The organism is Achromobacter sp. JUb104 (genome assembly GCF_024806975.1).
Taxonomy (GTDB): Bacteria; Pseudomonadota; Gammaproteobacteria; order Burkholderiales; family Burkholderiaceae_B; genus Achromobacter; species Achromobacter spanius.
In genome coordinates, this window is the sequence record NZ_JANUEY010000001.1 from 2,264,878 (window position 1) to 2,285,466 (window position 20,589).

Annotated in this window: 21 protein-coding genes; 3 read left to right on the top strand and 18 right to left on the bottom strand. The window is 59.0% G+C overall.

Annotated features, from left to right (window positions below; all coding sequences use genetic code 11):
• Positions 1–46: 46 nt before the first annotated feature.
• The 10 genes from M2361_RS10220 to M2361_RS10265 all read right to left on the bottom strand — a co-directional run bounded on the left by M2361_RS10220 (position 47) and on the right by M2361_RS10265 (position 8,937).
• Positions 47–661 (bottom strand): tripartite tricarboxylate transporter substrate-binding protein, encoded by a 615-nt coding sequence (locus tag M2361_RS10220; protein WP_259249275.1) that lies wholly within the window; start codon positions 659–661, stop codon positions 47–49.
• Positions 662–806: 145 nt separating this feature from the next.
• Entirely contained in the window at positions 807–1,490 is a 684-nt protein-coding gene (locus tag M2361_RS10225; RefSeq protein ID WP_259248687.1) for an RraA family protein, read from the bottom strand.
• 8 nt (positions 1,491–1,498) lie between these two features.
• A complete protein-coding gene (locus M2361_RS10230) occupies positions 1,499–2,704 on the bottom strand; it encodes a pyridoxal phosphate-dependent aminotransferase (protein ID WP_259248689.1) in 1,206 nt (401 codons plus the stop codon).
• A gap of 16 nt (positions 2,705–2,720) precedes the next feature.
• Positions 2,721–3,449 (bottom strand): amino acid ABC transporter ATP-binding protein, encoded by a 729-nt coding sequence (locus M2361_RS10235; protein ID WP_259248691.1) that lies wholly within the window; start codon positions 3,447–3,449, stop codon positions 2,721–2,723.
• Between the two features lies 1 nt (position 3,450).
• Positions 3,451–4,152: an amino acid ABC transporter permease gene (locus tag M2361_RS10240; protein ID WP_259248693.1), complete on the bottom strand. Its 702-nt coding sequence runs from the start codon at positions 4,150–4,152 to the stop codon at positions 3,451–3,453.
• Positions 4,149–4,850, bottom strand: coding sequence for an amino acid ABC transporter permease (locus M2361_RS10245; RefSeq protein WP_259248695.1), 702 nt, complete (start codon positions 4,848–4,850; stop codon positions 4,149–4,151). The genes M2361_RS10240 and M2361_RS10245 overlap by 4 nt, the downstream gene beginning before the upstream one ends.
• Positions 4,851–4,894: 44 nt before the next feature.
• Entirely contained in the window at positions 4,895–5,731 is an 837-nt protein-coding gene (locus M2361_RS10250) for an ABC transporter substrate-binding protein (protein ID WP_259248697.1), read from the bottom strand.
• Between the two features lie 120 nt (positions 5,732–5,851).
• Positions 5,852–6,817: a nitrilase-related carbon-nitrogen hydrolase gene (locus M2361_RS10255; protein ID WP_259248700.1), complete on the bottom strand. Its 966-nt coding sequence runs from the start codon at positions 6,815–6,817 to the stop codon at positions 5,852–5,854.
• Between the two features lie 75 nt (positions 6,818–6,892).
• Positions 6,893–7,849 carry a tripartite tricarboxylate transporter substrate binding protein gene (locus M2361_RS10260; RefSeq protein ID WP_259248701.1) on the bottom strand — a complete coding sequence of 319 codons (957 nt, stop codon included), beginning with the start codon at positions 7,847–7,849 and terminating at the stop codon, positions 6,893–6,895.
• 29 nt (positions 7,850–7,878) lie between these two features.
• Complete coding sequence (locus M2361_RS10265) at positions 7,879–8,937, bottom strand: TauD/TfdA family dioxygenase (protein ID WP_259248703.1); 1,059 nt, start codon at positions 8,935–8,937, stop codon at positions 7,879–7,881.
• Positions 8,938–9,085: 148 nt separating this feature from the next.
• Here M2361_RS10265 and M2361_RS10270 point away from each other — a divergent pair, with 148 nt between their 5' ends.
• Positions 9,086–9,997: a LysR family transcriptional regulator gene (locus tag M2361_RS10270; RefSeq protein ID WP_259248705.1), complete on the top strand. Its 912-nt coding sequence runs from the start codon at positions 9,086–9,088 to the stop codon at positions 9,995–9,997.
• Positions 9,998–10,467: 470 nt separating this feature from the next.
• Here the strand turns inward: M2361_RS10270 and M2361_RS10275 are convergent, their stop codons facing one another.
• From M2361_RS10275 to M2361_RS10295, 5 genes are all read right to left on the bottom strand, one after another.
• A complete protein-coding gene (locus M2361_RS10275; RefSeq protein WP_259248707.1) occupies positions 10,468–11,361 on the bottom strand; it encodes a serine protease in 894 nt (297 codons plus the stop codon).
• A gap of 124 nt (positions 11,362–11,485) precedes the next feature.
• The gene (locus M2361_RS10280) at positions 11,486–12,415 is read right to left on the bottom strand and encodes a hypothetical protein (protein WP_259248709.1); all 930 of its coding nucleotides are present in this window, start codon (positions 12,413–12,415) and stop codon (positions 11,486–11,488) included.
• Positions 12,416–12,546: 131 nt separating this feature from the next.
• The gene (locus M2361_RS10285; RefSeq protein WP_259248712.1) at positions 12,547–13,194 is read right to left on the bottom strand and encodes a hypothetical protein; all 648 of its coding nucleotides are present in this window, start codon (positions 13,192–13,194) and stop codon (positions 12,547–12,549) included.
• On the bottom strand, positions 13,191–13,445 hold the full coding sequence (locus M2361_RS10290; protein WP_259248714.1) for a RusA family crossover junction endodeoxyribonuclease: 255 nt from the start codon (positions 13,443–13,445) through the stop codon (positions 13,191–13,193). The genes M2361_RS10285 and M2361_RS10290 overlap by 4 nt, the downstream gene beginning before the upstream one ends.
• Positions 13,446–13,928: 483 nt before the next feature.
• The gene (locus M2361_RS10295) at positions 13,929–14,468 is read right to left on the bottom strand and encodes a hypothetical protein (RefSeq protein WP_259248715.1); all 540 of its coding nucleotides are present in this window, start codon (positions 14,466–14,468) and stop codon (positions 13,929–13,931) included.
• Between the two features lie 267 nt (positions 14,469–14,735).
• Between M2361_RS10295 and M2361_RS10300 the strand changes: the two genes are divergently transcribed.
• On the top strand, positions 14,736–15,455 hold the full coding sequence (locus M2361_RS10300; RefSeq protein WP_259248717.1) for a hypothetical protein: 720 nt from the start codon (positions 14,736–14,738) through the stop codon (positions 15,453–15,455).
• A 74-nt stretch (positions 15,456–15,529) separates the two neighbouring features.
• Here M2361_RS10300 and M2361_RS10305 read toward each other — a convergent pair whose 3' ends face one another.
• A complete protein-coding gene (locus M2361_RS10305; protein WP_259248719.1) occupies positions 15,530–16,513 on the bottom strand; it encodes an NADPH:quinone reductase in 984 nt (327 codons plus the stop codon).
• A gap of 144 nt (positions 16,514–16,657) precedes the next feature.
• On the opposite strand from M2361_RS10305, the gene M2361_RS10310 reads away from it, so the two are divergent.
• Positions 16,658–17,002, top strand: a complete 345-nt coding sequence (locus M2361_RS10310) for a helix-turn-helix domain-containing protein (RefSeq protein ID WP_259248722.1) — start codon at positions 16,658–16,660, stop codon at positions 17,000–17,002.
• An 86-nt stretch (positions 17,003–17,088) separates the two neighbouring features.
• Here M2361_RS10310 and M2361_RS10315 read toward each other — a convergent pair whose 3' ends face one another.
• Together M2361_RS10315 and M2361_RS10320 are read right to left on the bottom strand one after the other, a co-directional pair.
• On the bottom strand, positions 17,089–19,536 hold the full coding sequence (locus M2361_RS10315) for a TonB-dependent receptor (protein ID WP_259248724.1): 2,448 nt from the start codon (positions 19,534–19,536) through the stop codon (positions 17,089–17,091).
• An 89-nt stretch (positions 19,537–19,625) separates the two neighbouring features.
• A complete protein-coding gene (locus M2361_RS10320) occupies positions 19,626–20,588 on the bottom strand; it encodes a FecR domain-containing protein (RefSeq protein WP_259248726.1) in 963 nt (320 codons plus the stop codon).
• Position 20,589: the final 1 nt, after the last annotated feature.

The following is a 20,589-nucleotide window of genomic DNA, read 5'->3' on the forward strand; positions in this document are numbered from 1 at the left end:
GCTCGACCTCTTTCACTAGCTGCTTTGGCTTCGCCTACCTGTGGGCTTACGGACTGATCTGAGGAATGTTTGCTTCTTTCATTACGTTGCGCCACATCGCCAAGTCATTTGAGATACGTTTGGTGAACGTCTGACCAATGCCGATAGCAACGACGTCTCCCGTCTGGCTCAAGCGCGTCTGAAACTCGGGGGCGTTAACCGTCTTTTCCAAGGCATCACGCAGAATTTTTACTCTTGTCCGTGGCACTTTCGACTGACTCACCAACCCAGTCCACACATCTACCTTAAAGCCCGGAACCGATTCGCTCACTGCGGGCACATTCGGCAGCAAGGACAGTCGCTCCGTCGACGTAACGGCTAAGGCATCCAGTTTCTTTTCCATGACTAGCGGCATCGTGACAGACGGTCCGATCATGGCGACGTCGACCCTTCCGCCCATCAGACCACTAATCGCGTCATTGTCTCCCTTATACGGGACTTTGAGGATGGCGGACTCCGTAAGCATACCGAGCCAATCTACTGACAGCGATTTGACATGCCCTGTGTAGGCCATGGAAATGCTCTCTGGCTTTGCTGCCGCCTTTTTCAACATCGCCGGAAGATCGGGGAACGCTCCGGCCTTGCTCACCAAAACGTAGGGATAGCGCCGTCGGAACGAGATGAGCGAACAGCATTAGAACGCTCACAAGAATGTGGCGCATATTGTCTCCAGCCTTGCTTATCGTGCCTCTATAAGTTGAGGCACTTGATCATTGGTTCTCAAGTCCTGCGGAGTGGACGCGCGAGGGTGTCGCGCGCCGTTCCCCTTAAAGACGCTCACCCTCTGCAAGTGCGCCGGCAGTGCGCAGCGCACCTTCAAGCCAGGAAGCTGAAGTGTCACCATGCTGAATCTGGTCCATACGCTTAGCTTCGTCAGCTACCTTCTTCGCGGCCAAGGGTAGAAGCGTAGCGACGTGCTCACGTTCGAGTGCGACGACACCGTCAATGTTGCCTATGACGAGATCTCCGGGGTTCACGGTTACCCCTCCGCAGCTCACTGACGCGCCGATGCGGCCTGCCACGTTCTTCGTGGGACCGTTAGGGTTGGTTCCAACGGCAAAGACGGGAAAGCCCAATTCTCGGAGTTCGTCGCAGTCGCGCACAGCGCCATCGACAACGACGCCTGCGAGTTTACGAACTTTGCAGGCGTTTATCATTAGCGCACCCATCAACGCCGCACTCATGTCGCCCTTGCCGTCAATGACCAGCACATCTCCAGGCTGTGCGAGCGCGATTGCGGCGTGAATCATCAGGTTGTCCCCGGGACGCACGTCGACGGTGAATGCGGGTCCAGCGAGCTTCATGCTCGGCTGAACGGCGGCTATGCGCCCATGCATAGCCCCCCGGCGACCATTAACGTCGGCAAATATCGCCGCTTGGTATTGCGCTGCCTGCTGGACATGCTCGGCGGAAACGCGGTCGAAGTCTCGATTTATGTTTGAGGTGGTCATGTGAGAAGTCACGATTGAAGGCTCGCGCAAAAGCGCTGGATCCGTTTGAGGGCCTCGGAGAGGTGTTCCTCGCTAGATGCGTAGGAAATGCGAAAGTGGCCGGCGGTTCCGAACGCGCTGCCCTGGACGACCGCCACGCCTTCGGCGCTGAGCAGTTCGAATGCAAAGATCTCGTCGTCGTCGATTCGCACGCCAGATGGCGTCTTTCTCCCGAAAGTGCCTTCGCACGACGGAAATACGTAAAAGGCGCCTTGCGGTGGCAAGCAACGAATACCGACGCAGTCGTTCAGTCCATCGACCACCATGTCGCGTCGGCGTCGGAACGCTTCGCGGCGGGAGGTCAGGTAATCTTGCGGGCCGTCCAGGGCCTCGACGGCTGCCCACTGGGCGACCGAACTTGAACCCGAGGTGATTTGACTCTGGAGTACTTCCATTGCCTTGATCAGCTTGCGCGGGCCAGCACCGTAGCCTATGCGCCAACCGGTCATCGCATGGCCTTTGGATACTCCGTTGATGGTCAGCGTACGGTCTTTCAGCCCAGGCTCGACCTGCGCAATGGTGCGATATGCGAAATTGTCATAGACCAGGTGCTCATAGATGTCATCGCTCATCACCAACACATGTTCGTGGCGCAGGAGCACCTGAGCCAGCGCGCGCAGCTCGTGCTCACTGTAAGCCGCGCCCGAGGGATTGGATGGCGAATTCAGGATCACCCACTTGGTTTTGGCCGTAATGGAAGCGGCTAGCGCGTCGGGAGTGAGCTTCAGCCCGTGATCCTGGCTGGTGTTCACGATGACCGGTGTGCCGTTGCACAGCGCCACGATCTCGGGATAGGACACCCAATAAGGAGCAGGGATGATGACCTCGTCGCCCTCGTTCAGAGTGGCCAGCAGCGCGTTGGCAATGACCTGTTTGCCGCCACTGCATACGATGGTTTCTTCCCGCTCGTATTGAAGGCCATTGTCTCGCTCGAACTTCCTTGTGATGGCGTCACGCAGCTCAGGAATGCCGCTGACGGGTGTATACCGAGTTCTTCCCTGGGTGATGGCACGAACGGCGGCGATGCAGATATTGTCGGGGGTATCGAAGTCGGGCTCGCCTGTGCTCAACGCGATGACGTCGCGGCCTTGTGCGGCCAAGTCGCGCGCACGCTGACTAGCGGCGATCGTGCTTGATGGTTTGATACGGGATAGTGAAGAAGAAAGATAGGTCATGGATCTCTAGCGCCGTTTAAGCATGCCGAATGTCCGACACGAACTTTTGGGCGCGTGGGTGTGTAGGATTATTAAAAAAATCTTCCGGCGTCGCCCGCTCCAGAATGGCACCCGCGTCCATGAACACGATGCGATCGGCCACTTCACGGGCAAAGCCCATTTCGTGGGTGACACAGACCATCGTCATGCCATCGGTTGCGAGCTGCTTCATCACATTGAGAACTTCGCCCACCATCTCCGGGTCCAGCGCGCTGGTGGGTTCATCGAAGAGCATGACCGGTGGCTCCATGGCAAGGGCTCGCGCGATCGCCACACGCTGTTGCTGCCCGCCGGATAGCTGCGGGGGGAAGGCGTCCGCCTTGGTGGCCAGGCCGACTTTTTCAAGCAGCGCCAGAGACCGATCACGCGCTTGCTGCACGCCCACACGCGAAACTGTTTTCGGACCGATAGATACGTTCTCCATCACGCTCAGGTGAGGAAACAGGTTGAAGCTCTGGAAAACGAAGCCGATGCGGCTGCGTAGATCGTTGACGTTGACCTTTGGCGCGTGGACGTCCTGGCCGTCCACCGTGATCGTGCCCCCAGAGATCGGCTCAAGTCGGTTGATCGTTCGGATCAGGGTGGACTTGCCCGAACCGGATGGGCCGCAAATGACAACGACCTCGCCCTTGGCAATGGTTTCGGAAATACCATCCAGCGCCTTGTAATCGCCGTAGTATTTCTGGACATCACGGAAGGTGATCATGTTAGGCATTCCTTAGCACCACGTTGCGGCGCATATTGATGGTTTTCTCCAGCTTTCCGACGGCCAAGCTGAGCGACCAGCAGATGAGAAAGTAAGTGGCTGCGAGGATTAGGTAGACCTCAAACGGCTTAGTGAGCAGTTGCGCATTGACCTGATAAGCGGCGTAGGTCAGTTCATTAACGCTGATGATGTAGCCCAGCGACGTATTCTTGATGAGGTTGATGAACTGGTTCAGGATGCTGGGCGTCATGTTCACAAGGGCCTGAGGCAGCACAATCTTTCGCATTGTCTGCATATAGGTCATGCCTACCGCGCGCGCAGCCTCGACCTGCCCCTTCGGGATGGCTTCGATCCCGGCACGAACAACTTCGCCCATAAAGGCAAGTTCATACAGAACTAACGCGCAGATAACTGTTGTCGTCCCTGAGATCGAGCGCCCAATCACCAGGGGCACGATGAAATAGGCCCAGAAGATCAGCAACAGGACGGGCAGCCCACGCACGGCGTTGACAATCACACCAGCAAAAAGACGCGATGCACGAAATGGGCTCGTGCGCGCCATGCCAATCAGTACCGCCAACGGAAACGAGATCACGAGCCCGGCGACAGCGATGAACAGGGTGAGCGCGAGGCCCCCCACAGGACCGTATGGATATTGGCCGATCAATAGCAGAAGGCCGTATTTGTCCAGGATATCGATCATGCGCGTTTCCCCGCGATTTTCAGCCGTTCACTCCAGTAGTGACCAGCGGCGGTCAGCACAAAGGAACATATCCAATAGAAGGCGGAAGCAAGTGCGAAGGCCTCAAAGGTGCGGTAGGTCTCGTTTTCAATCTGTCGCGATGCATAAGTAACTTCTGCCAGGCCAACAGTCATCGCCAGGCTGGTTGACTTGAATAGACTGAGCGATTGATTAACAAGAGGGGGGAATGCAGCACGCAATGCCTGCGGGATCAACACGATGCGCATCGACTGCAAATAGCTCATGCCGATCGCGCGCGCGGCTTCCAATTGGGTATGCGGCAATGACCGCAGGCCACTGCGCAGATCCTCCGACATGTATGCGGCGCTGTTCAGGGACAGGGCGATCCAGACAAGAACGAACTCGCTGTTATGAGCATTGATCCATGCCTGCCAGGAATCTGGCAATAGTTGCGGCACGCCGAAGTACCAAAGAAACACCTGCACCAGTTGCGGCACATTGCGGTGGTAGGCAACAAAGGCTTGCGTCAGCGCCTCAAACAACCTGACGCCGGACTCTCGCAGGGCAAGCAACATGAGTGCGATGACAAATCCCGCAACCCAGGACGCAGCGAAGAGCCCAAGCGCCATCGCTGCGCCGGCCGCTAGCCAAGTCACGTATTTGGCCTGGAGCACGACTCCGAAATTAAGCAATTCCATAATGTCCGCAGTGAATGTCGACAGTGAAGCGTTGCGCGGATCGATCAGAAAGCAGACAGAGGAGTCAGCTTCTTCTCGCGGGGAATCTGGAACTTCGTGTCAGGGCCATACCACTTGTCCCACATCGCATCGAGCTCGCCGCTGCTTTCCATCTCGGACAGTGCCTTGTTCACGGCGTCACGCAGCTCAGGTTCGTCTTTCTTCATCCCCAGTCCAGTCGGCTCAAAAAACAATGCCTCGTCCAGAAACCTAAAGCGGCCGCCACCTTCTTGAATAAAGCGCACGCCTGCCGCTTGTCCGATGGCTTGACCTTGAACCCTGCCCTGGACCAGCGCCAGGAAGGCGGTGGGGCTGTCCTGATAAGTCACGACTTCCGCAGTTGGAATACGGGCGCGTGTGAATGCCTCGGGTGTGCTGCCCTTGTTGGCGCTGATCTTCTTGCCAGCCAGGTCCGCAAACGTTTTGATGCCCGATGCTTTCGACACAATGATCTTGATCGGCAACTGATAGTGAATGTCGGAGAAAGCGATTTGCTCGGCTCGTTCTTTCGTGTAGCCCATGGCAGCAGCTACAACGTCAACGCGCCCCAACGTCAGCTCAGGGATGCGGGCCTCGACGGCAACGGGCTTATGTTCGAGGGTGACGCCAAATCGTTTAGCCAACGCATTACAAAGGTCAATGTCGAAGCCCATGTATTGACGGGTGCGGGGATCCTGGAAGGCCAGGGGCTCGGTACCGGACAGCGTTGCGCAGATCATGCGACCTCGGCTCTTGATTTCCTCCAGGCGGTTGGCATTTGCCGTGGTCGCAACCGCACAGAGCGCAATCAACAGGCAGCGGCCAAGTGTATGGGTGGTAAAGCGTTTGAATGTCTTGAACATATTGACTCCTGTGTTATGAATTGGACGATCGTCACGGGTGGCTCCTATAGCTGGAGCCTTGTGCATGCTGGGCTTAGCCGGTTGTCCGTGAACAGTCTCGGCTGACATTCATTCGAACTTCTATCCGCCCTGCTGATCGGCTTGCGGTCGTTCGTTAACCATCGACTGAACGGCATTTTTCGCACGTTCATCTACGAAGAGCTGGAACACATCCGGGCGCGCGTAATGACCAACGACATCAAGGTCATATTTGCCGCGAATAATGTTGTCGAGATCGATCTCAGCAACCATCACGGCCGCGCCCTCAAAATTGGGACCGACCAGGAAGTTCCCGAACGGATCGACGATGCAACTGCCACCAGCCGTGAGCGGTTCTGAGGGGCCGGGGTCTGCAGCGCTGACGTAGTCTTGGGGGTAGTCTGCTGCCGTGGCGTATTGGTTGGCGCTGAACACAAAGCAGCGCCCTTCTATGGCGATGTGCTGCATCGAGGATGGCCATGTGGTGGAGCTGGCAAGCGTTGGCGCGCAGTACAGCTCGACGCCCTTGGAATACATGGTCGTGCGCAGTAGGGGCATGTAGTTTTCCCAACAGATCACGGCGCCGAGCTTGCCGATATCTGTTGCATAGACAGGAAGCGTCGAGCCATCACCAAAGCCCCAGACGGTGCGTTCGCTTCCAGTGGGCATGAGCTTTCGATGTTTACCCAGGAAGCTTCCCTTGTCGTCGAAGAAAACGACCGTGCAATAAAGCGTGCCGCCGGCACGCTCAATCACGCCAGTGACGAGATAGATGCCCAAGTCTTTCGCTAGGACGGCGAGTTCGTCGATGTGGGGGCCAGGGACGTCGATAGCGTTGCGGTGATAGCGCAGAAACTCGTCGCGCCCCTGCATACTTCTGCCGCCGACATAGGCCCCAAAAGTGCTGCCCTTGGGGTAAGTACCCAGCATCGCTTCGGGAAAAACGACTAACGAGGCGCCTTGGTCACGTGCTTGGGTGGCCGCCTCTTTCATGCGAAGCAGAGTTCGCTCGTTGTCAAAGGCGACGGCCGCCGACTGCACAACTGCAGCCTTGAATTTTCTATTCATGGTATTTGTACGGAAATTAGGTGAATGAGGCCATCGACTAAGCCTCAGTCAGTGCGCGTCGCAGCGCATCGCGGGTCATTCGAGTTTGATATTGCCCTTCCGGACAGTCTCTGCCCACTTGGAAGCTTCCTTCTGCAGAAAGGCCGAAAACTCGGCTGGCGTGTTGCCCACGGGCTGCGCACCCATCTCGGCAAATCGCTTCTTCATTTGTGCTTCTTGAAGCGATTCAACCACCGCCTTATGCAGTCGACTGACGACCGGCTCCGGTGTGCCCGCCGGCAGGAGCAGCCCAGCCCATTCGTACGCTTCAAAGCCCGGCAGCGACGTCTGTGAAATCGATGGCGCATCGGGCAACAACGGCGAGCGTTCCGGCGCCGATATGGCCAGCGCACGCAACTTGCCTGAGGCGATCAGCGGATAACACGCCGCCACATTGCTGAACATAAAGTCGACCTGCCCACCCATCGTGTCCGCGATCGCCGGGCTGCCGCTCTTATAGGGCACATGCAACATGTCCAGGTTCAAGCCTTGGCGATATAGTTCGGCGGCCATGCGCTGCACGGTACCGCTACCGCCAGACGCAAACGTCAACTTGCCTGGTTGAGCGTGGGCGCGTTTGATCAGATCCGCCTGATCTTTAATCGGAGAGTTGCTGCTGACGATAATGACGTTGGGCATCAGCGTTACCAGCGATAGCGGCTGAAAATCCTTGTCTGAGAAAGGGAGGTTCTTTATCAGCGCTGGATTGATCGAAGAAGGCGTTGCGTCGTACAGCAGGGTGTAGCCGTCGGCTTGCGCCCTGGCCACAGCTGATTTGCCGATGACGCCACTTGCGCCAGGTCGATTTTCGACAATTACAGTGGTACCTAGATTGCTTCCCATACGCACCGCCAACTGACGGGCCACCACATCGGCAGCCCCGCCAGGGGCGTATGGCACCACCATTGTGATAGGACGTTCGGGAAAGGCGGCGTGCGCGGGACCCGCCAACAAAGAGCAGGTGAGCACAGCGATCTTCAAGATGGTTTTCATGGCGTGTTCGACAGAGAGGTGTTGATCGATCAGTGCGCCATTTCTGGCAGGCCGTGCTCAAGTGGCGGACGGGGCGGAAGGCCAAACGCTTCGGGCGCAGGAACACCCATGCGCGCCGTGCCAGGGCCGAAGCGCTCGGCAAACTCAAGGGCAAGCGGACGCTTATCCGTACGCAACCACAACCGCAACAAGTGGCGCTTCTTGTCCTCGTCTTCGTAGTCTTCAAAGGCTGTGCGCGAATGCACCGTGACATGGTTGTTCAATAACTGCATGTCGCCCGGCTCCATCTCCATCTCGAAGCACAATTCATTGCTGCCTGCGAGTTCGTCAAACAGATTCATCGCTTCAATCTGCTCGGGCGTCGCGGGGACACCACTTTTCTCGAATGCCGGCTCAATCGCATTTCGCAGGTAGCGGCAACTAAGCTTGCCGTTGCACAAACTAAACACTGGGATGCGATGATCGGATAGCGGCGTACGACCGGGAAGATGCTCACCCTTCAGGTCATAAAAGAATCCGGCATACAGCGGCTCGAGCAATTCTGGCTTGCGTTTGAGTATTTCGTTATGAATCGCGGTGGTGCTCGTAATGCGGCTTAAGCCGCCCGAACGCGCGACACGCAGACACAACAGACCGACTACATCGCAGTTGTCTGAATGGAAGTTGAGCTTAGCGCTGGTGTTGTAGCCCCGTGTCTTGTGCCCATACTTCACGCCCTCGTCCTTCACGTGGCCAAGCAAATGAGCACGCGAATTCTGCGTAACTGGCTTCCCTAAATGCCGCCCAATGCCCCAATAAATCCGCGACGCGTCGTCTTTGGAATAGTTGAGAACAGGTAGGCCACGCAGCACGGCCATGCCGATGCCATCTTCGACTTGCGCAGCTACCTTGTTGAGCATCGCCAACGTTTTGTCGAGTGGAAAGTCGTCCTTGGTGATGTCGGTGATCGGCATGTGGCTCACTTTCTCCAGCGCCGCATTGAGTTCGGCAATCTGGTCTGCAGTGAAGCGGTAGATCCAACTATGGTCGCTATTGACTTGGACTGCAGTCCAAGCGCTGGCATCTTCGATAGGTTTGCGTTCGGTCACTTGAAATCTCCCTGAAGCCGTGAAAAGTCGCATAAGAGCTGCTACTAAAACGGATGGTAAGATCGCCGAAACATAAGAAAAAGCGATATTTATCGATTAAAAAACATCGCATATTGGAATATACGGGTTTACCTAATCAGGACTTACCATGACCTTCAAGCAACTCGAAGCGTTCTTCTGGGTCGTTCAGCTGGGTGGCTTCGCGCACGCTGCGGACAAGTTGGCCACGACGCAATCTGCGGTGTCCAAGCGGGTGCAGGAGCTCGAGGACGTTGTCGCAACGCAGTTATTTGACCGCTCGCAAAGAAGCGCCCGCCTGACCGAGAAAGGGGAAGAGATGTTCCTGATCGCCAAGCGGTTCCTGCGCCAGCGAGACGAGGCGCTTGAACAGTTCGAACGCCCGGAAGTCGTTGAGCGCCGACTGCGGATCGGCATGACCGAATTGCCCGCCATGACTTGGCTACCGAGGTTGGTTAATGCGGTGCAGAGTCGCTACCCCAAAGCGCATTTCGAGCCCGATGTCGACGACAGTTTCCGGCTACGTGAGAAGCTGCTGAGCGAACGGCTGGACCTTATCGTCGTGCCCGACCTTTTCGAGGACACGCGCCTGCTGAAGACCCGCATCGGTACGGTGCAAAACGCCTGGATGTGCAAGCCGGGGCTTCTAGACGGAAATGCAAAGCTGCGAGTTCACGACATTGCTGAGCAGCGCCTACTTACTCAGGCGAATTTATCCGCCACAGGCATTCTTTACGACGAGTGGTTCAAAGCGGCTGGGTTGGCGCCTGTTGAACGCATCACTAGCAATAACTTGGTTGCCATCATCGGCATGACGGTGTCAGGTCTTGGCGTAAGCCATCTACCAAAGCGCTGCCTGCGGCCCATGATTCGAGCTGGTCTGCTTCAGGTGTTGCATGTGACTCCGAACGTACCCGACGTGTCCTATGTTGCCGTTCAGCGTGCAGATCGGACCAGTACTTTAGTGACCGACGTCGTCCGGATGGCCAGAGAGTGCTGCGCATTCGATCGGCCATTCCAGGCAGCTTCCGAACGGCTATGAGGTAATTTCGGCGCAACTGATCTCGCCTCGAACTCCTTCCCCCGTTCTAAATGAGACAAGTTCGGCGCGATGTCACGATATGGAAAAGGACGGTTATGAAGAGATCGACGTACACCAAGGAACGGCTATTCACTACGACGGCTCCCGGCCATGAAGGGACTTTCGCTCGATTCATTGCCGGGACATTCATAGGGCAGTTCCACTTCGTAAGCGGTCATGCAAGCGCGAGGAGCCGGCATCGCGTCTTATCAAGTTTGTTCGAAGCCTGTCCATGTCCGCGGAGTGGGGGCGCTTGACGGCGTGTCTAGGCAGGCGTTGAATCTACCGAAACGGATCATCAGATGCAGTACCTCAAAAGACCGTTTTTGCGACGTAAGCGTGGTCTCGACGGCGTGTAAGAAGGCTGCCACAGTTAGTAAGTATGGTTGGCGCCGTTGGACGATCGGTTAGGCGATCACAGTTCGGCTGAGTCAACCATCAACACCCCCGTCCATGCGCGCGTATCCACGTTCTGCCAGGTTTCTAAGCGAGACGTCCTCGAACTGCCCTGCGGTGAACTCGCAAGATAGTTGTAGATCAAAGACGTCGCGAACTTTGGCGATGTAGGAGACGTCCGTATCGGGGTTCAAGCTTGACACATTGATGCCGATGACAGCGCCTTGAGCGTCGAATACGGGGCCTCCGCTGGCCCCACCATGAATGTGTATCGACGTTTCAAAGCACGGAAACGGCAGCATGACGCGATCACGCCCGTCTGGGTGATGCTGAGTAATGTGTCCGTCATAAAAGTGTGGATTTAGGTCAAGCCGAGGGCGCTCCCCTTCTTGCTCGAAAGACGTGTCCGGGTAGGCGTAGGTGAACACGTGCTCATCGATCGCAGGGTCGCGCGCGCTCAGGCGCACTAGCGGGTTGGAAAGGTTAGCGCCAGTCAGCCGATGCGTCATATTGGCCAGTACGCACAGCGCGATGTCCGTGGTAGGGTGCATCACGACATTAACGACGGGGCGACGATAATATTGGCCGCCTTCTATGATCTGGATACCCCATAGGCCGGGGAAGCCCTGTGGATCGGGAGCGAGGGCGCTCTCGGCGACATGACGGGCAGTGACAACGGTGCTCTGGGTCACGAAAAAACCGGTTCCGATAACTTCCATCGCGCGGCCGGCGTTGATGTGCCGGTACAGCGGCACGACAACGGTCGACGGGTCAGCCAGGCGTCCGTCTTCGAAACGGGGTACAAAGAATTCGCCCGCCGCGACGCCCGTCAGCGCGGCGGACCGATGCCGGGCGGAATCGGTCTGTTCGCGTAATCTGGCCAGTTCGATGCGCTGCGCCAGCGTCCCGCGCCGTCTTGCGTCCCCCATCTACACAGCTCCCCTAATAATCCTGACGTCCGTAAAGCGACGCCCGAGGCGATGATCGCGCTTGGTCGACCCGGCACCTGTCGGCCGCGTCTGCCGAAGACGTATTCAACCGGCGCGGATTTTATCAAAAGCCCTCCGGCGCGAACGCCTCGGCAACCCCATGACAGAACTCCGCGACCTTTGCTGACAGCATCACGACCTCTCCGTGATCCACAGCAACAGGCTTACCTTCGTGATCAACCCCACTGCGATGCACGATATCGTGGCGCTTTTTAAGCGCATCCTGGAACGCCCTGGTGCTCGGGAGCTTAACGCCTAACCCTTTATCATAGAGCGGAGCAACATCGCTCCAGCGATGCCATACGAGGTGATACAGATATTCTTTTACCTTGGCCTTTAGGCCGTCGTATTGCGTGAAGATATCGCGGAGCGGTATCTTCTGGTCCTTAAAAGCCGGCAGACTCGTGATGCAGTTCTTCACGCGGTTGTCGTCCTTCTCGACCCAATAGAGCGCAGTCTCATACAAAAATGCTTCGAGTGCGCCGATCGTTTGGACGTAGACCAGCTGGATCGCGAGGTTTTGAGCGTGAGGGTGTCCGCGCAACGTCATAACATCTGCGCCCTGTTGTAGGCGCTGCTTCAGTCTGAAAATCGGCGTGCCGGCGTGGGGAATGTCAGGCAGATCCCACGTCCAGTCATCGGCATCCGGTTCGCGGAGAACCGGCGCCCATTCGTCGCCGCCTTCAGTTTCGATGTCTGCCGCAGCCTCGTTGATTACATCGTCCGACACGATCCTACCAAATCGACTATGTAGCTCCTCGTCCGGTGAATGCGGGCCGCCGTGAATGAACTGATACCCCCCTTCCCGGCTGTTGTAAGGCGTGTTATGGGCAGGATCGCAAAACCGCGCGTAGAACCATTCGCGCATGGCGGTGAGTTGCTCATCCCGCGGCGCAGTTTCGAGCCAGTCATTGCTGACTTCGAATGGACCATCGACATCGAAATCATTGGCGTGAGCTTCAGGCGGGAGGTTTACAAGCTCGTTGTCGTCCAAGTGATCGTTCCAACCCATCTTGCCCTCTTCACTAGTTACCGTAAGCTGCGGCAGTCCTGGACGGCCTGAACTGGCATTGAAGTTCTACAGTGTGCAACCCTCTCCACGAGGCTCGCTTCGGCAGGCCTCTTTTAAAGCTTAGCCAAAAGGTCGTTTGTCATTTCCCGCAGAAGGGTGTATTGAGCGTCAGACACTGCCGACGTGATGGAGTGAACAGCCTCATTACGCAGCTGTAGCAATGCTCGCGCATTCTCATATTCATCAATAGAGAGAACACCTTCGCTGTATGCCCTGTTGATAAGACTCAAATCCGTAACCTCGCTGAGGCATACATTTTCTTTTTGACAAACAATCTTCAGAGCGGAGATGTACGCGACCCAGAGCGCCGGCAATACCAAACTTGGGTTCCTACTCACGTTGTGGAAACGGTCTATCTCTTCCAGCCTCTCCCGAATCGCCTCTACTTCTGGGAGATCTGCCGGGGCCTCCGTGGGACGGCTTAGCTGCTCTGGGGTGACGGTCACGAGCATAAATTTCCAGCCGTGCCGTGCGGCCTCCTCGCCGATGCTCACATACCGGCTCGTGTCAAAGCGAGTTCCAGCCCGTTTGACCTCCACCAGAAGACGCTCGCTGCCTTTGGTCGCGAGTATGTCGGGCCTATAGCCTTGGAGTGGAAAGGGGATGTCGGATTGCGACGGCTCGAAGGTCACGGTGTAACCTTGATCTTCGTACCGCTTCGCTACAAACTTCTCAGCACGTAGCGAGTCGATGACGCTCATTTGAACACCTCGGCCAGTTCGATTGAATCGTGGATTGCCACATAGACGCAAACATCGCCATTGACCAGCGCATCCACAAGTTTTAGCGGCAAGCCCACAACGCCGTTCGGTTCGCCCAGGTAGCGCATGTGAGCCGAGACGTCTTTAACCATAGAGTCATCGCCGTACACGCAGCCGCACAACGCGTCCTGTACGGGTTTCACAAAGTTATTTACATCGCCGGGGTTCTGGTCGTCGCTTAGGTAAACCATGGTGAACTTCAACGGCACGCCTACGAGTGGCATAACGGGCCACGCTTGCCGCGCACGTCCATAGACGTAGTCAATCCAAGCCCTCTTATGGTCGGCGTTCCGCGCCTGGTGCGAAACAGGTCGTCGGGGCAACACGAAATCAACGATATGGGGCATAGGCGAAGCGTGGTCCGTTTGAAGCCTACCGGGGACGACTCTTTTTCACGCGCGGGAAGCCTAGATGGTACCTCGATACCGCAAAAATCGCAGTGACTTCGAACTCGCATGGCACACACCAGTCCGCGCCAACTTCGTTGTCGTCGAGACCCGGTTGGAAAGACCGGTCCACTCCGATAGCAGCCATTGAGAACCCGACCGGCTGACCGGCCGAGTTGGGTCGTTCTCGGCCTTTCGGCGAGGACGGCTCGCCGCCACTTTGAGTCATTCACCATGTGTCCGCTTCGGGTGAGAGCCCCCGGCTTGTTGAATGACATCGAGGGTCGACTAGAACTTATCAAACACGACTACCATCCGATGCCCTAGGACTTTTCCCAGTTCTAGCGCCAATGCGTCGTCTACGCCAGGTCCATCGAACCCAAACGCGAGGTTTCCCAACCCCCATGCCAGCGGTAAAAATCGCCATTGATTGATACTGTCCGATTGTTGACAGCTTGGACATTCGAGCGCGCCACGTTCTCCTGAATACCAGGCGGAAATCATTTCTTTCCACGGGAGAGAAGCGGCATCATGCTCTGCGGAGCAGCACGGGCAGCGCAGCGCCTCGACCTTCTGCGCTCCAGCGTTGTAGACACGCCGCCCCACGATTGCGCCTATCCCGTTTGTGCTCTGCTCGTTTACCCATTTGGCCCACCGGGCGATACCCGGGGCAGGCGCGTGGCTAACCGGGGAAAAGGCGACCTCGGCCCCAGGGGAACGAACAGCGATGCACATTGCTTCCATCCAGCTCATGCCGCTGTTGGCGAATGCGGGTGCGTCTTCCAGGGTGACGTCGAGATCGACGATGTAAATGGGTGAGTCGCTCATTGGATAATGAAATTCGATACGTGGTTCCGTGGACATAACGTACCAGGATATTCATCGATTGGCAGGGTACGAATCACCTTCGGCGTCGGCCACTGTGTGCATGAGTTCCGCTCCGTCAATCTCGTATTGTCCGCAGCGCGTCGAAAGTGACCCTTCCTCCCCTCACCTCCGCGATGCAATAATTCCGCCCACGGCGCAGCGATTACCAACGAATCCTTCGCCCCTCGTTGAATACCCCCCGACCAGCCAGCATAGGAAACATCGCCCTTGTCGCCCGCCCTTCGATATCTTTCGGCGCCTGCCTTGCGTCATGCACTGCCGACGTTGGCGCTTCTGGCCGCTGCCATCTGCGGGCCAACCCACGCCGAGACCCCGACCAAACTTGACGCCACCTCCAACGCGCCCAAGCCCGCGTTGCGCAAGCTGAATCCCGCTCCCACACAGGCCTACGAAATTCGCCTGACGCTTGCCAATGCCACCGATCTCTCAAGCGCAGCCGACGGCAAATCGCCGTTTACGGTAGTAGAGGGCACTGTGCAGTTCGACGCCAGCAACGGCGCCCGCTGTGGAAAATCCAACGCCTTGTCCGGCCACGTGCCGACATTGTCCAGCCACGAACCGTTCCGCCTTTCCCGTATATCCGCCACCGAGTACGTGGGCACCGTGTATGCCGACATGCTGCTCGATGAGGACTATTACGGGCGCGGGGTATGCCATTGGGCATTGACAGAAGCGCGCGTCGCGATGCGCGCGCGGGCGGACCGCACTAATACGCGCTTCGTAGCCGCCCTGCCCGCGCAACAAGTGTTCGCGGCCGGCACACTGGCGCGCTATTTCTGGAAAGGGTATTACCCCAGCTTCGAGCAGAGGCAACATACCGACTATGGGAGCACACAGCTCGACACCGTTCCGGCCGACAAGCGTAGCGAGTTCTTCACCGTGACCTTGACGGCCAGGAAGATCGGTGGCGACGCTCAAGGCAAGTGAATAGAAGGCCCGGCTTGGTGGAATGATGGAATCGAAGCCGCCCCAGGGCGGCTCAATCAACCACGACCTCCCGCTCACAAAGCGATAAGTACCTTGCCCATGACCGATGCCGATTCCAGCGCGTTGTGGGCGTCGGCAATCTTTTCCAATTTCACCCTCATCCCGATGTGCGGCGCATAGTTGCCGCTGGCCAGGCATGCGGTGATGTCCCCGATCGCGTCGATTTTCGCTGCAACAGGCACCGAATAGATGTACACGAATCGCAGCACGCAGCCATGCACCATCGCGCTTAACAGCGGCAGCGTGAGCGTGTCGGTGGCATGCGTCATCGCGTAGGAACTGATGACACCGCCAGGCGCAAGACACGCCATGTCGATATCCAGGTTTGCCTTCACGTTGACATCAACGATGCGGTCCACGCCCGCGTTGCCGGTGCGTGCGTTGATGGCCGCGGCAACATCGTCGTTCAGGCGGTCCAGCACCAGGTCCGCCCCCGCCGCGCGGGCGACGGCGGCCTGCGCTTCGTTCATGACGGTGGCCACGACCCACGCGCCCGCCCACTTTGCCAGCAGGATGGCGGCGGTGCCGACCACGCCCGCCCCGCCCTGCACCAGTACATTCTTGCCCTGGATATCACCATCGGCGAAGAGACAGCGATGAGCCGTCAACGCCGGAATGCCTAGTGATGCCCCGACGTCGAACGACACGTTGTCGGGCAGAGGCACGGCTTGCGCCGAAGGCACCACCACATATTCAGCCGCGGTTCCTGTTGGCCTGCCGTACTGTGCCTCATAGATCCATACCCGCTGGCCCAGTCGACTGGCATCTTTCGAATCGCCCACGGCATCAATGACGCCCGCGCCGTCCTGATGCGGAATGATCCGCGAGTACGGCATCGCGGACGAGAACCCGGTGCGGGCCTTGAGGTCAGTAGGGTTCAGCCCCGACACGTGTACGCGTACCCGGACTTCACCGGGGCCGGGTTGGGGAATGGGTAGTTCAGCAACGCAAAGCACCTCATCGGCGGGGCCCTGGCGTTCGTAAAAAGCGGCTCTCATGGATTTGTTCTCCGTCTTGGAAGGCACTCCTTCCGTCAGCCGGCATTATCAAAATCCAGTGTCTTTTTTACAAGTAGGCACACGCTTTATACATAAGGATAAAAACTATACTATTGCGACTTTACGGTTACTAACGGAGCATCTATGGCCCAAGGCAAGCTCGATCAATACCGATGCGCGGTGGAGATCACCGTCCACATCGCGGGCGGCAAATGGAAGCCCTTGATCATTCACTACCTGCTGAGCGGAACCAAGCGTTTTGGTGAACTGAAAAAGCTGATCGGCGGGGTCACGCAACGCTCGTTGACGTTGCAACTGCGCGAGCTTGAGGCAAGCGGCATTGTCAGCCGTGAAGTGTTTGCCGAAGTGCCGCCACGGGTGGAATACACGTTGACGGCGCTCGGGACCACGCTGGCTCCGACGCTGGAAGCGATGAAGTCCTGGGGCGAGCACTACGTGGCGAGCAAGACGCGCAAAAGGAAGGGCTGAGCGCAGCGAGCTACCCTTCCCTGCTTGGAGAAAGGATGCCCCTGCGTCCGGCACGGCCGCCTACGCCGCCGTGCCGAACGCATGGATCAATACTTGTAGTTCACACCAAGCATGGCGCTGAACGGTGCGCCGTAGTAATTGCTGTAGACGTTGGTGCTGGCGTAGTACTTCTTGTCGAAGATGTTGTTCAGGTTCAAGGTCGCCGACCATTGGCGGTTGAACTGGTAGCGGGCCATCAGGTCCACCAGTGCATAGCCGCTTTGCGACGATTCAAACTGTTGCCCGCCCGGGCCACGCATGGAATAGTCGCTGCCGCTTTCCCAACGCACGCCGCCGCCCACCGTCAGCCCGCTCAGGTCGCCCGGCAGGCGATAGGTGGTGTACAGCTTGGCGATGTGGCGCGGCAGGCCCACCTGCGTGATGAAGCCTTGCGGCAGGCGGCGGTCTACATAGGCATACGACAACTGCATCTGCCACCCTGGGGTCAGCTCGCCGCTGAGTTCGGCTTCTACGCCGCGCATCACCGCGCCATCGGCAGCCACGTAGGCGCTGTCGCCATTGGGCGCCAGATTGTCGCCGTCGATCATGGCGTAGTTGTCCTGGCGGGTGCGGAACAAGGCCAGCGACCCGTTCAGTTGGCCATCCAGCCACGTCGACTTCAGGCCGATCTCGTAGGTATTGCCCTTGATGGGTTCCAGCACGCCGCCCGATACGTTCTGCGCCTGCTGCGGTTGGAAGATGCTGGTGTAGCTGGCGTACGCCGACAAGGTGGGCGTCAGGTCGTAGACCAGGCCCGCGTAAGGCGTGTAGACGCCCTGCTCGCGCATATTGTCCGGGTATGAAGAACCATCGTTGTAGTTGTAGGACGCCTGCTGGTCCCACCACGTCACGCGCGATCCCAGCACCACCGACAAGGCATCCGTCGGGCGCAGGCGCAGCGCGCCATAGATCGACGATTGCTTCTCGGTGTAGTAACGCTTGCCCGTGGTCTGCCAGTCGGGTTCCGGCATGTTGCCGGACCAATCACGTATGTCCGGGATCTTGGCGTCATAGCCTGGCGCCGTCCATAGCGGGTACATATCGTAGTCGCCCCGGGTGCGCGACAGGCTGGCCCCGACCACCAGGTCGTGCTGGCGACCGAACGCGTTGAAGGCGCCGCTCAGGCTGGCGTCCACGGCGTTCTGCGTTTTCGGGATCGGCCATTTGGCGACCCACAACGATGCGCCCCGGCCCGTGTTCGGATCCGCCCAGCCGTTGCTGCTGAACCAGCCATAGGTGCGGTCGTTGTCGTCGCCCGTGTGCGACACGGTCACCGAGCCTTTCCACAGCGGTGCAAACTCGTGGTCCAGCGTGGCGAACACGTTGTAGCGCGTGCGGGTCTGGCGGCTCCAGTCAGTGGCCGAGTTGAAGCTCTGGCGGAAATCCGTTTTCGTGCCATCCGCGTACGCGGCCGGAAAGCCGAAGTACGAGCACGCCGTGCAGTGCTTGCGCTGGTATTCGCCGCCCAAGGTCAGCATTGTGCGTTCGCCCAGGTCGGCCTCGATCACGCCATAGAGCAGTTGCGAATCCTGTTTGACGCGGTCGATGAACGAGCCGCCCTCTTGCCACGCGCCCACCACGCGGCCGCGCAGTTTGCCGGCTTCGTCCAGCGGGCTGCCCAAATCAAATTCCGTGCGCTTGTAGTCCCACGACCCAACCGCCGCGCCCACGCCGGCCTGAAATTCCGGCGTCGGCCGCTTGCGCACCAGGTTGATGGACGCCGCCGGATTGCCCGCGCCGTTCAACAAGCCCGTTGACCCGCGCACCACTTCAATCCGGTCGTACAACGCAGTGTCCAGCCCCAGGGCATTGAAGTCCTTGTGCGTGGGCACGCCGTCCACCTGCATGTTGGTGACTTCCATGCCGCGCGCGTACAAGCCCTTTTCGTTGTCGTCGGCCGATCCCTTCTTCTTGAAGGTCAGCCCCGGCGTGTTGGCGATGGCGTCTTCCAGCGTATTGAGCCCCTGGTCCGACAAGCGCTGGCGCGTCATCACCGACACCGACTGCGGCGTCTCGCGCAAGCTCATCGGCAGCTTGGTGGCCGTGGTGGACACGCCCACCGTGTACGAGTCCGTGCCTTCGCTAGGGCCGGGTTCACGCGAGCCCAGGACCTCCACGGGCGCCAGCGTCTGCGCCGACGCGCGGCGCACACCGTAGTTGTTGCCGCCCTGGCTGACGGCTTCCAGCCCCGTGCCCGCCAACATCGCCGCGAGCCCCGAGGCAATGCCGTATTCGCCTTGCAGGCCCGCGCTTTGCTTGCCCTGCGTCAGCGACGCATCGAAGGACAGCACGACGCCGGCCTGTGCGGCAAAACGGCTCAAGGCCAGACCCAGCGGCCCGGCCGGCACGTCATAGCGACGCGCGCTGGAAGCCGAGTCGGCGGCTTGCGCCCAGGCCGGCGGGGTGGACGCCAGTGCCATCAAGGCGGTAAAGAGCGCGCACGCAACGGGCGCCAAGGTGCCGGGGTGGCGATGTTTGGACGGTAAGGAAGGCATGGGATGAAGGTTTCCGTGAATCAAATCCGACGTAATCCCTGCTAAGTCGGATGAGCGCGGAAAAAGGACAATGCCCGGTGAAAATAAATTCAGCCCCGGGTGGTGATCCGGGTGTAGTAGCGGGTGAAGCGGGATACCCGCACGGGCAAGGCACGTTCCACGGCGGCCAGCGCGCGGTCGGTGTCGTCGATGGGAAACGCGCCCGACACGCGCAACTGCGCAACCGCCTCGTCGCAACGCAGATGGCCGGGACGGTAACGATCCAACTGCGCCACAAAATCGGCCAGGCGCATGCCATCCACGACCAACAGGCCGCGCGTCCAGGCGTCGGGCTCGCCCGTGATCGCGCCTTCATTGCGGGCGGCGGCCGTTTGCAGCACGCCTTGTTCGCCCGCCTTCAGCACCAGCGCCGCACCGCCGTCGGCCGGCAGCAGTTCAACCGCATGGCGCAGCACCGCCACGCGCGTCAGGTCGTCCAGCCGGTTGACGGTGAAGCGCGTGCCCAAGGGGCGCACGGTGCCGTGGCGCGTGCTCACCCGTAGCGGTGGCAGGCCCGGCGTGGTGCGTTCGGTATCGATCAGGACCTCGCCGGCGTGCACGGTGATGTGGCGCCCGCGTGCGTCCACCGCCACATCCACCGCGCTGGCGCTGTCCAACCACAGCAGCGTGCCGTCCGTCAGCAAGAGTTCGCGGCGTTCGCCCGTGCCCATGCGGTAGTCGGCCAGATATCCGGCCACCATCTGCTCAACCGGCAAGACGCGCCAGGCCAGGACACCGCCCCCGCCCACCAGCGCCACCGCGCCCAGGCTGCTGCGCAAGACGGCGCGTCGCCGAGCAAAGTGATGATCGGCGCGGTTTAGCGTATCGGCGGCAAGCCGGGCCGGCGCCGCGCCCAAGGTGCCACGCAGCCGCTCCACCTGGCGCCAGATGCGCGCGTGTTCAGGGTCGGCCGCCAGCCAGCGGCCATGCGCCGCCACATCGGCCGCGCTGACGTCGTCGGCGCACAAGCGCGCATACCATTGCGCCGCCGCGGTGATGGTCTTGTCGGCCATC

What these genes read in the sequence shown, in the direction of transcription:
- M2361_RS10225 (WP_259248687.1), bottom strand. Translation starts at nt 1,490, where the DNA reads ATGACCACCTCAAACATAAATCGAGACTTCGACCGCGTTTCCGCCGAG.
- M2361_RS10230 (WP_259248689.1), bottom strand. Translation starts at nt 2,704, where the DNA reads ATGACCTATCTTTCTTCTTCACTATCCCGTATCAAACCATCAAGCACG.
- M2361_RS10235 (WP_259248691.1), bottom strand. Translation starts at nt 3,449, where the DNA reads ATGATCACCTTCCGTGATGTCCAGAAATACTACGGCGATTACAAGGCG.
- M2361_RS10240 (WP_259248693.1), bottom strand. Translation starts at nt 4,152, where the DNA reads ATGATCGATATCCTGGACAAATACGGCCTTCTGCTATTGATCGGCCAA.
- M2361_RS10245 (WP_259248695.1), bottom strand. Translation starts at nt 4,850, where the DNA reads ATGGAATTGCTTAATTTCGGAGTCGTGCTCCAGGCCAAATACGTGACT.
- M2361_RS10250 (WP_259248697.1), bottom strand. Translation starts at nt 5,731, where the DNA reads ATGTTCAAGACATTCAAACGCTTTACCACCCATACACTTGGCCGCTGC.
- M2361_RS10255 (WP_259248700.1), bottom strand. Translation starts at nt 6,817, where the DNA reads ATGAATAGAAAATTCAAGGCTGCAGTTGTGCAGTCGGCGGCCGTCGCC.
- M2361_RS10260 (WP_259248701.1), bottom strand. Translation starts at nt 7,849, where the DNA reads ATGAAAACCATCTTGAAGATCGCTGTGCTCACCTGCTCTTTGTTGGCG.
- M2361_RS10270 (WP_259248705.1), top strand. Translation starts at nt 9,086, where the DNA reads ATGACCTTCAAGCAACTCGAAGCGTTCTTCTGGGTCGTTCAGCTGGGT.
- M2361_RS10275 (WP_259248707.1), bottom strand. Translation starts at nt 11,361, where the DNA reads ATGGGGGACGCAAGACGGCGCGGGACGCTGGCGCAGCGCATCGAACTG.
- M2361_RS10285 (WP_259248712.1), bottom strand. Translation starts at nt 13,194, where the DNA reads ATGAGCGTCATCGACTCGCTACGTGCTGAGAAGTTTGTAGCGAAGCGG.
- M2361_RS10290 (WP_259248714.1), bottom strand. Translation starts at nt 13,445, where the DNA reads ATGGTTTACCTAAGCGACGACCAGAACCCCGGCGATGTAAATAACTTT.
- M2361_RS10295 (WP_259248715.1), bottom strand. Translation starts at nt 14,468, where the DNA reads ATGAGCGACTCACCCATTTACATCGTCGATCTCGACGTCACCCTGGAA.
- M2361_RS10305 (WP_259248719.1), bottom strand. Translation starts at nt 16,513, where the DNA reads ATGAGAGCCGCTTTTTACGAACGCCAGGGCCCCGCCGATGAGGTGCTT.
- M2361_RS10310 (WP_259248722.1), top strand. Translation starts at nt 16,658, where the DNA reads ATGGCCCAAGGCAAGCTCGATCAATACCGATGCGCGGTGGAGATCACC.
- M2361_RS10315 (WP_259248724.1), bottom strand. Translation starts at nt 19,536, where the DNA reads ATGCCTTCCTTACCGTCCAAACATCGCCACCCCGGCACCTTGGCGCCC.
- M2361_RS10320 (WP_259248726.1), bottom strand. Translation starts at nt 20,588, where the DNA reads ATGGCCGACAAGACCATCACCGCGGCGGCGCAATGGTATGCGCGCTTG.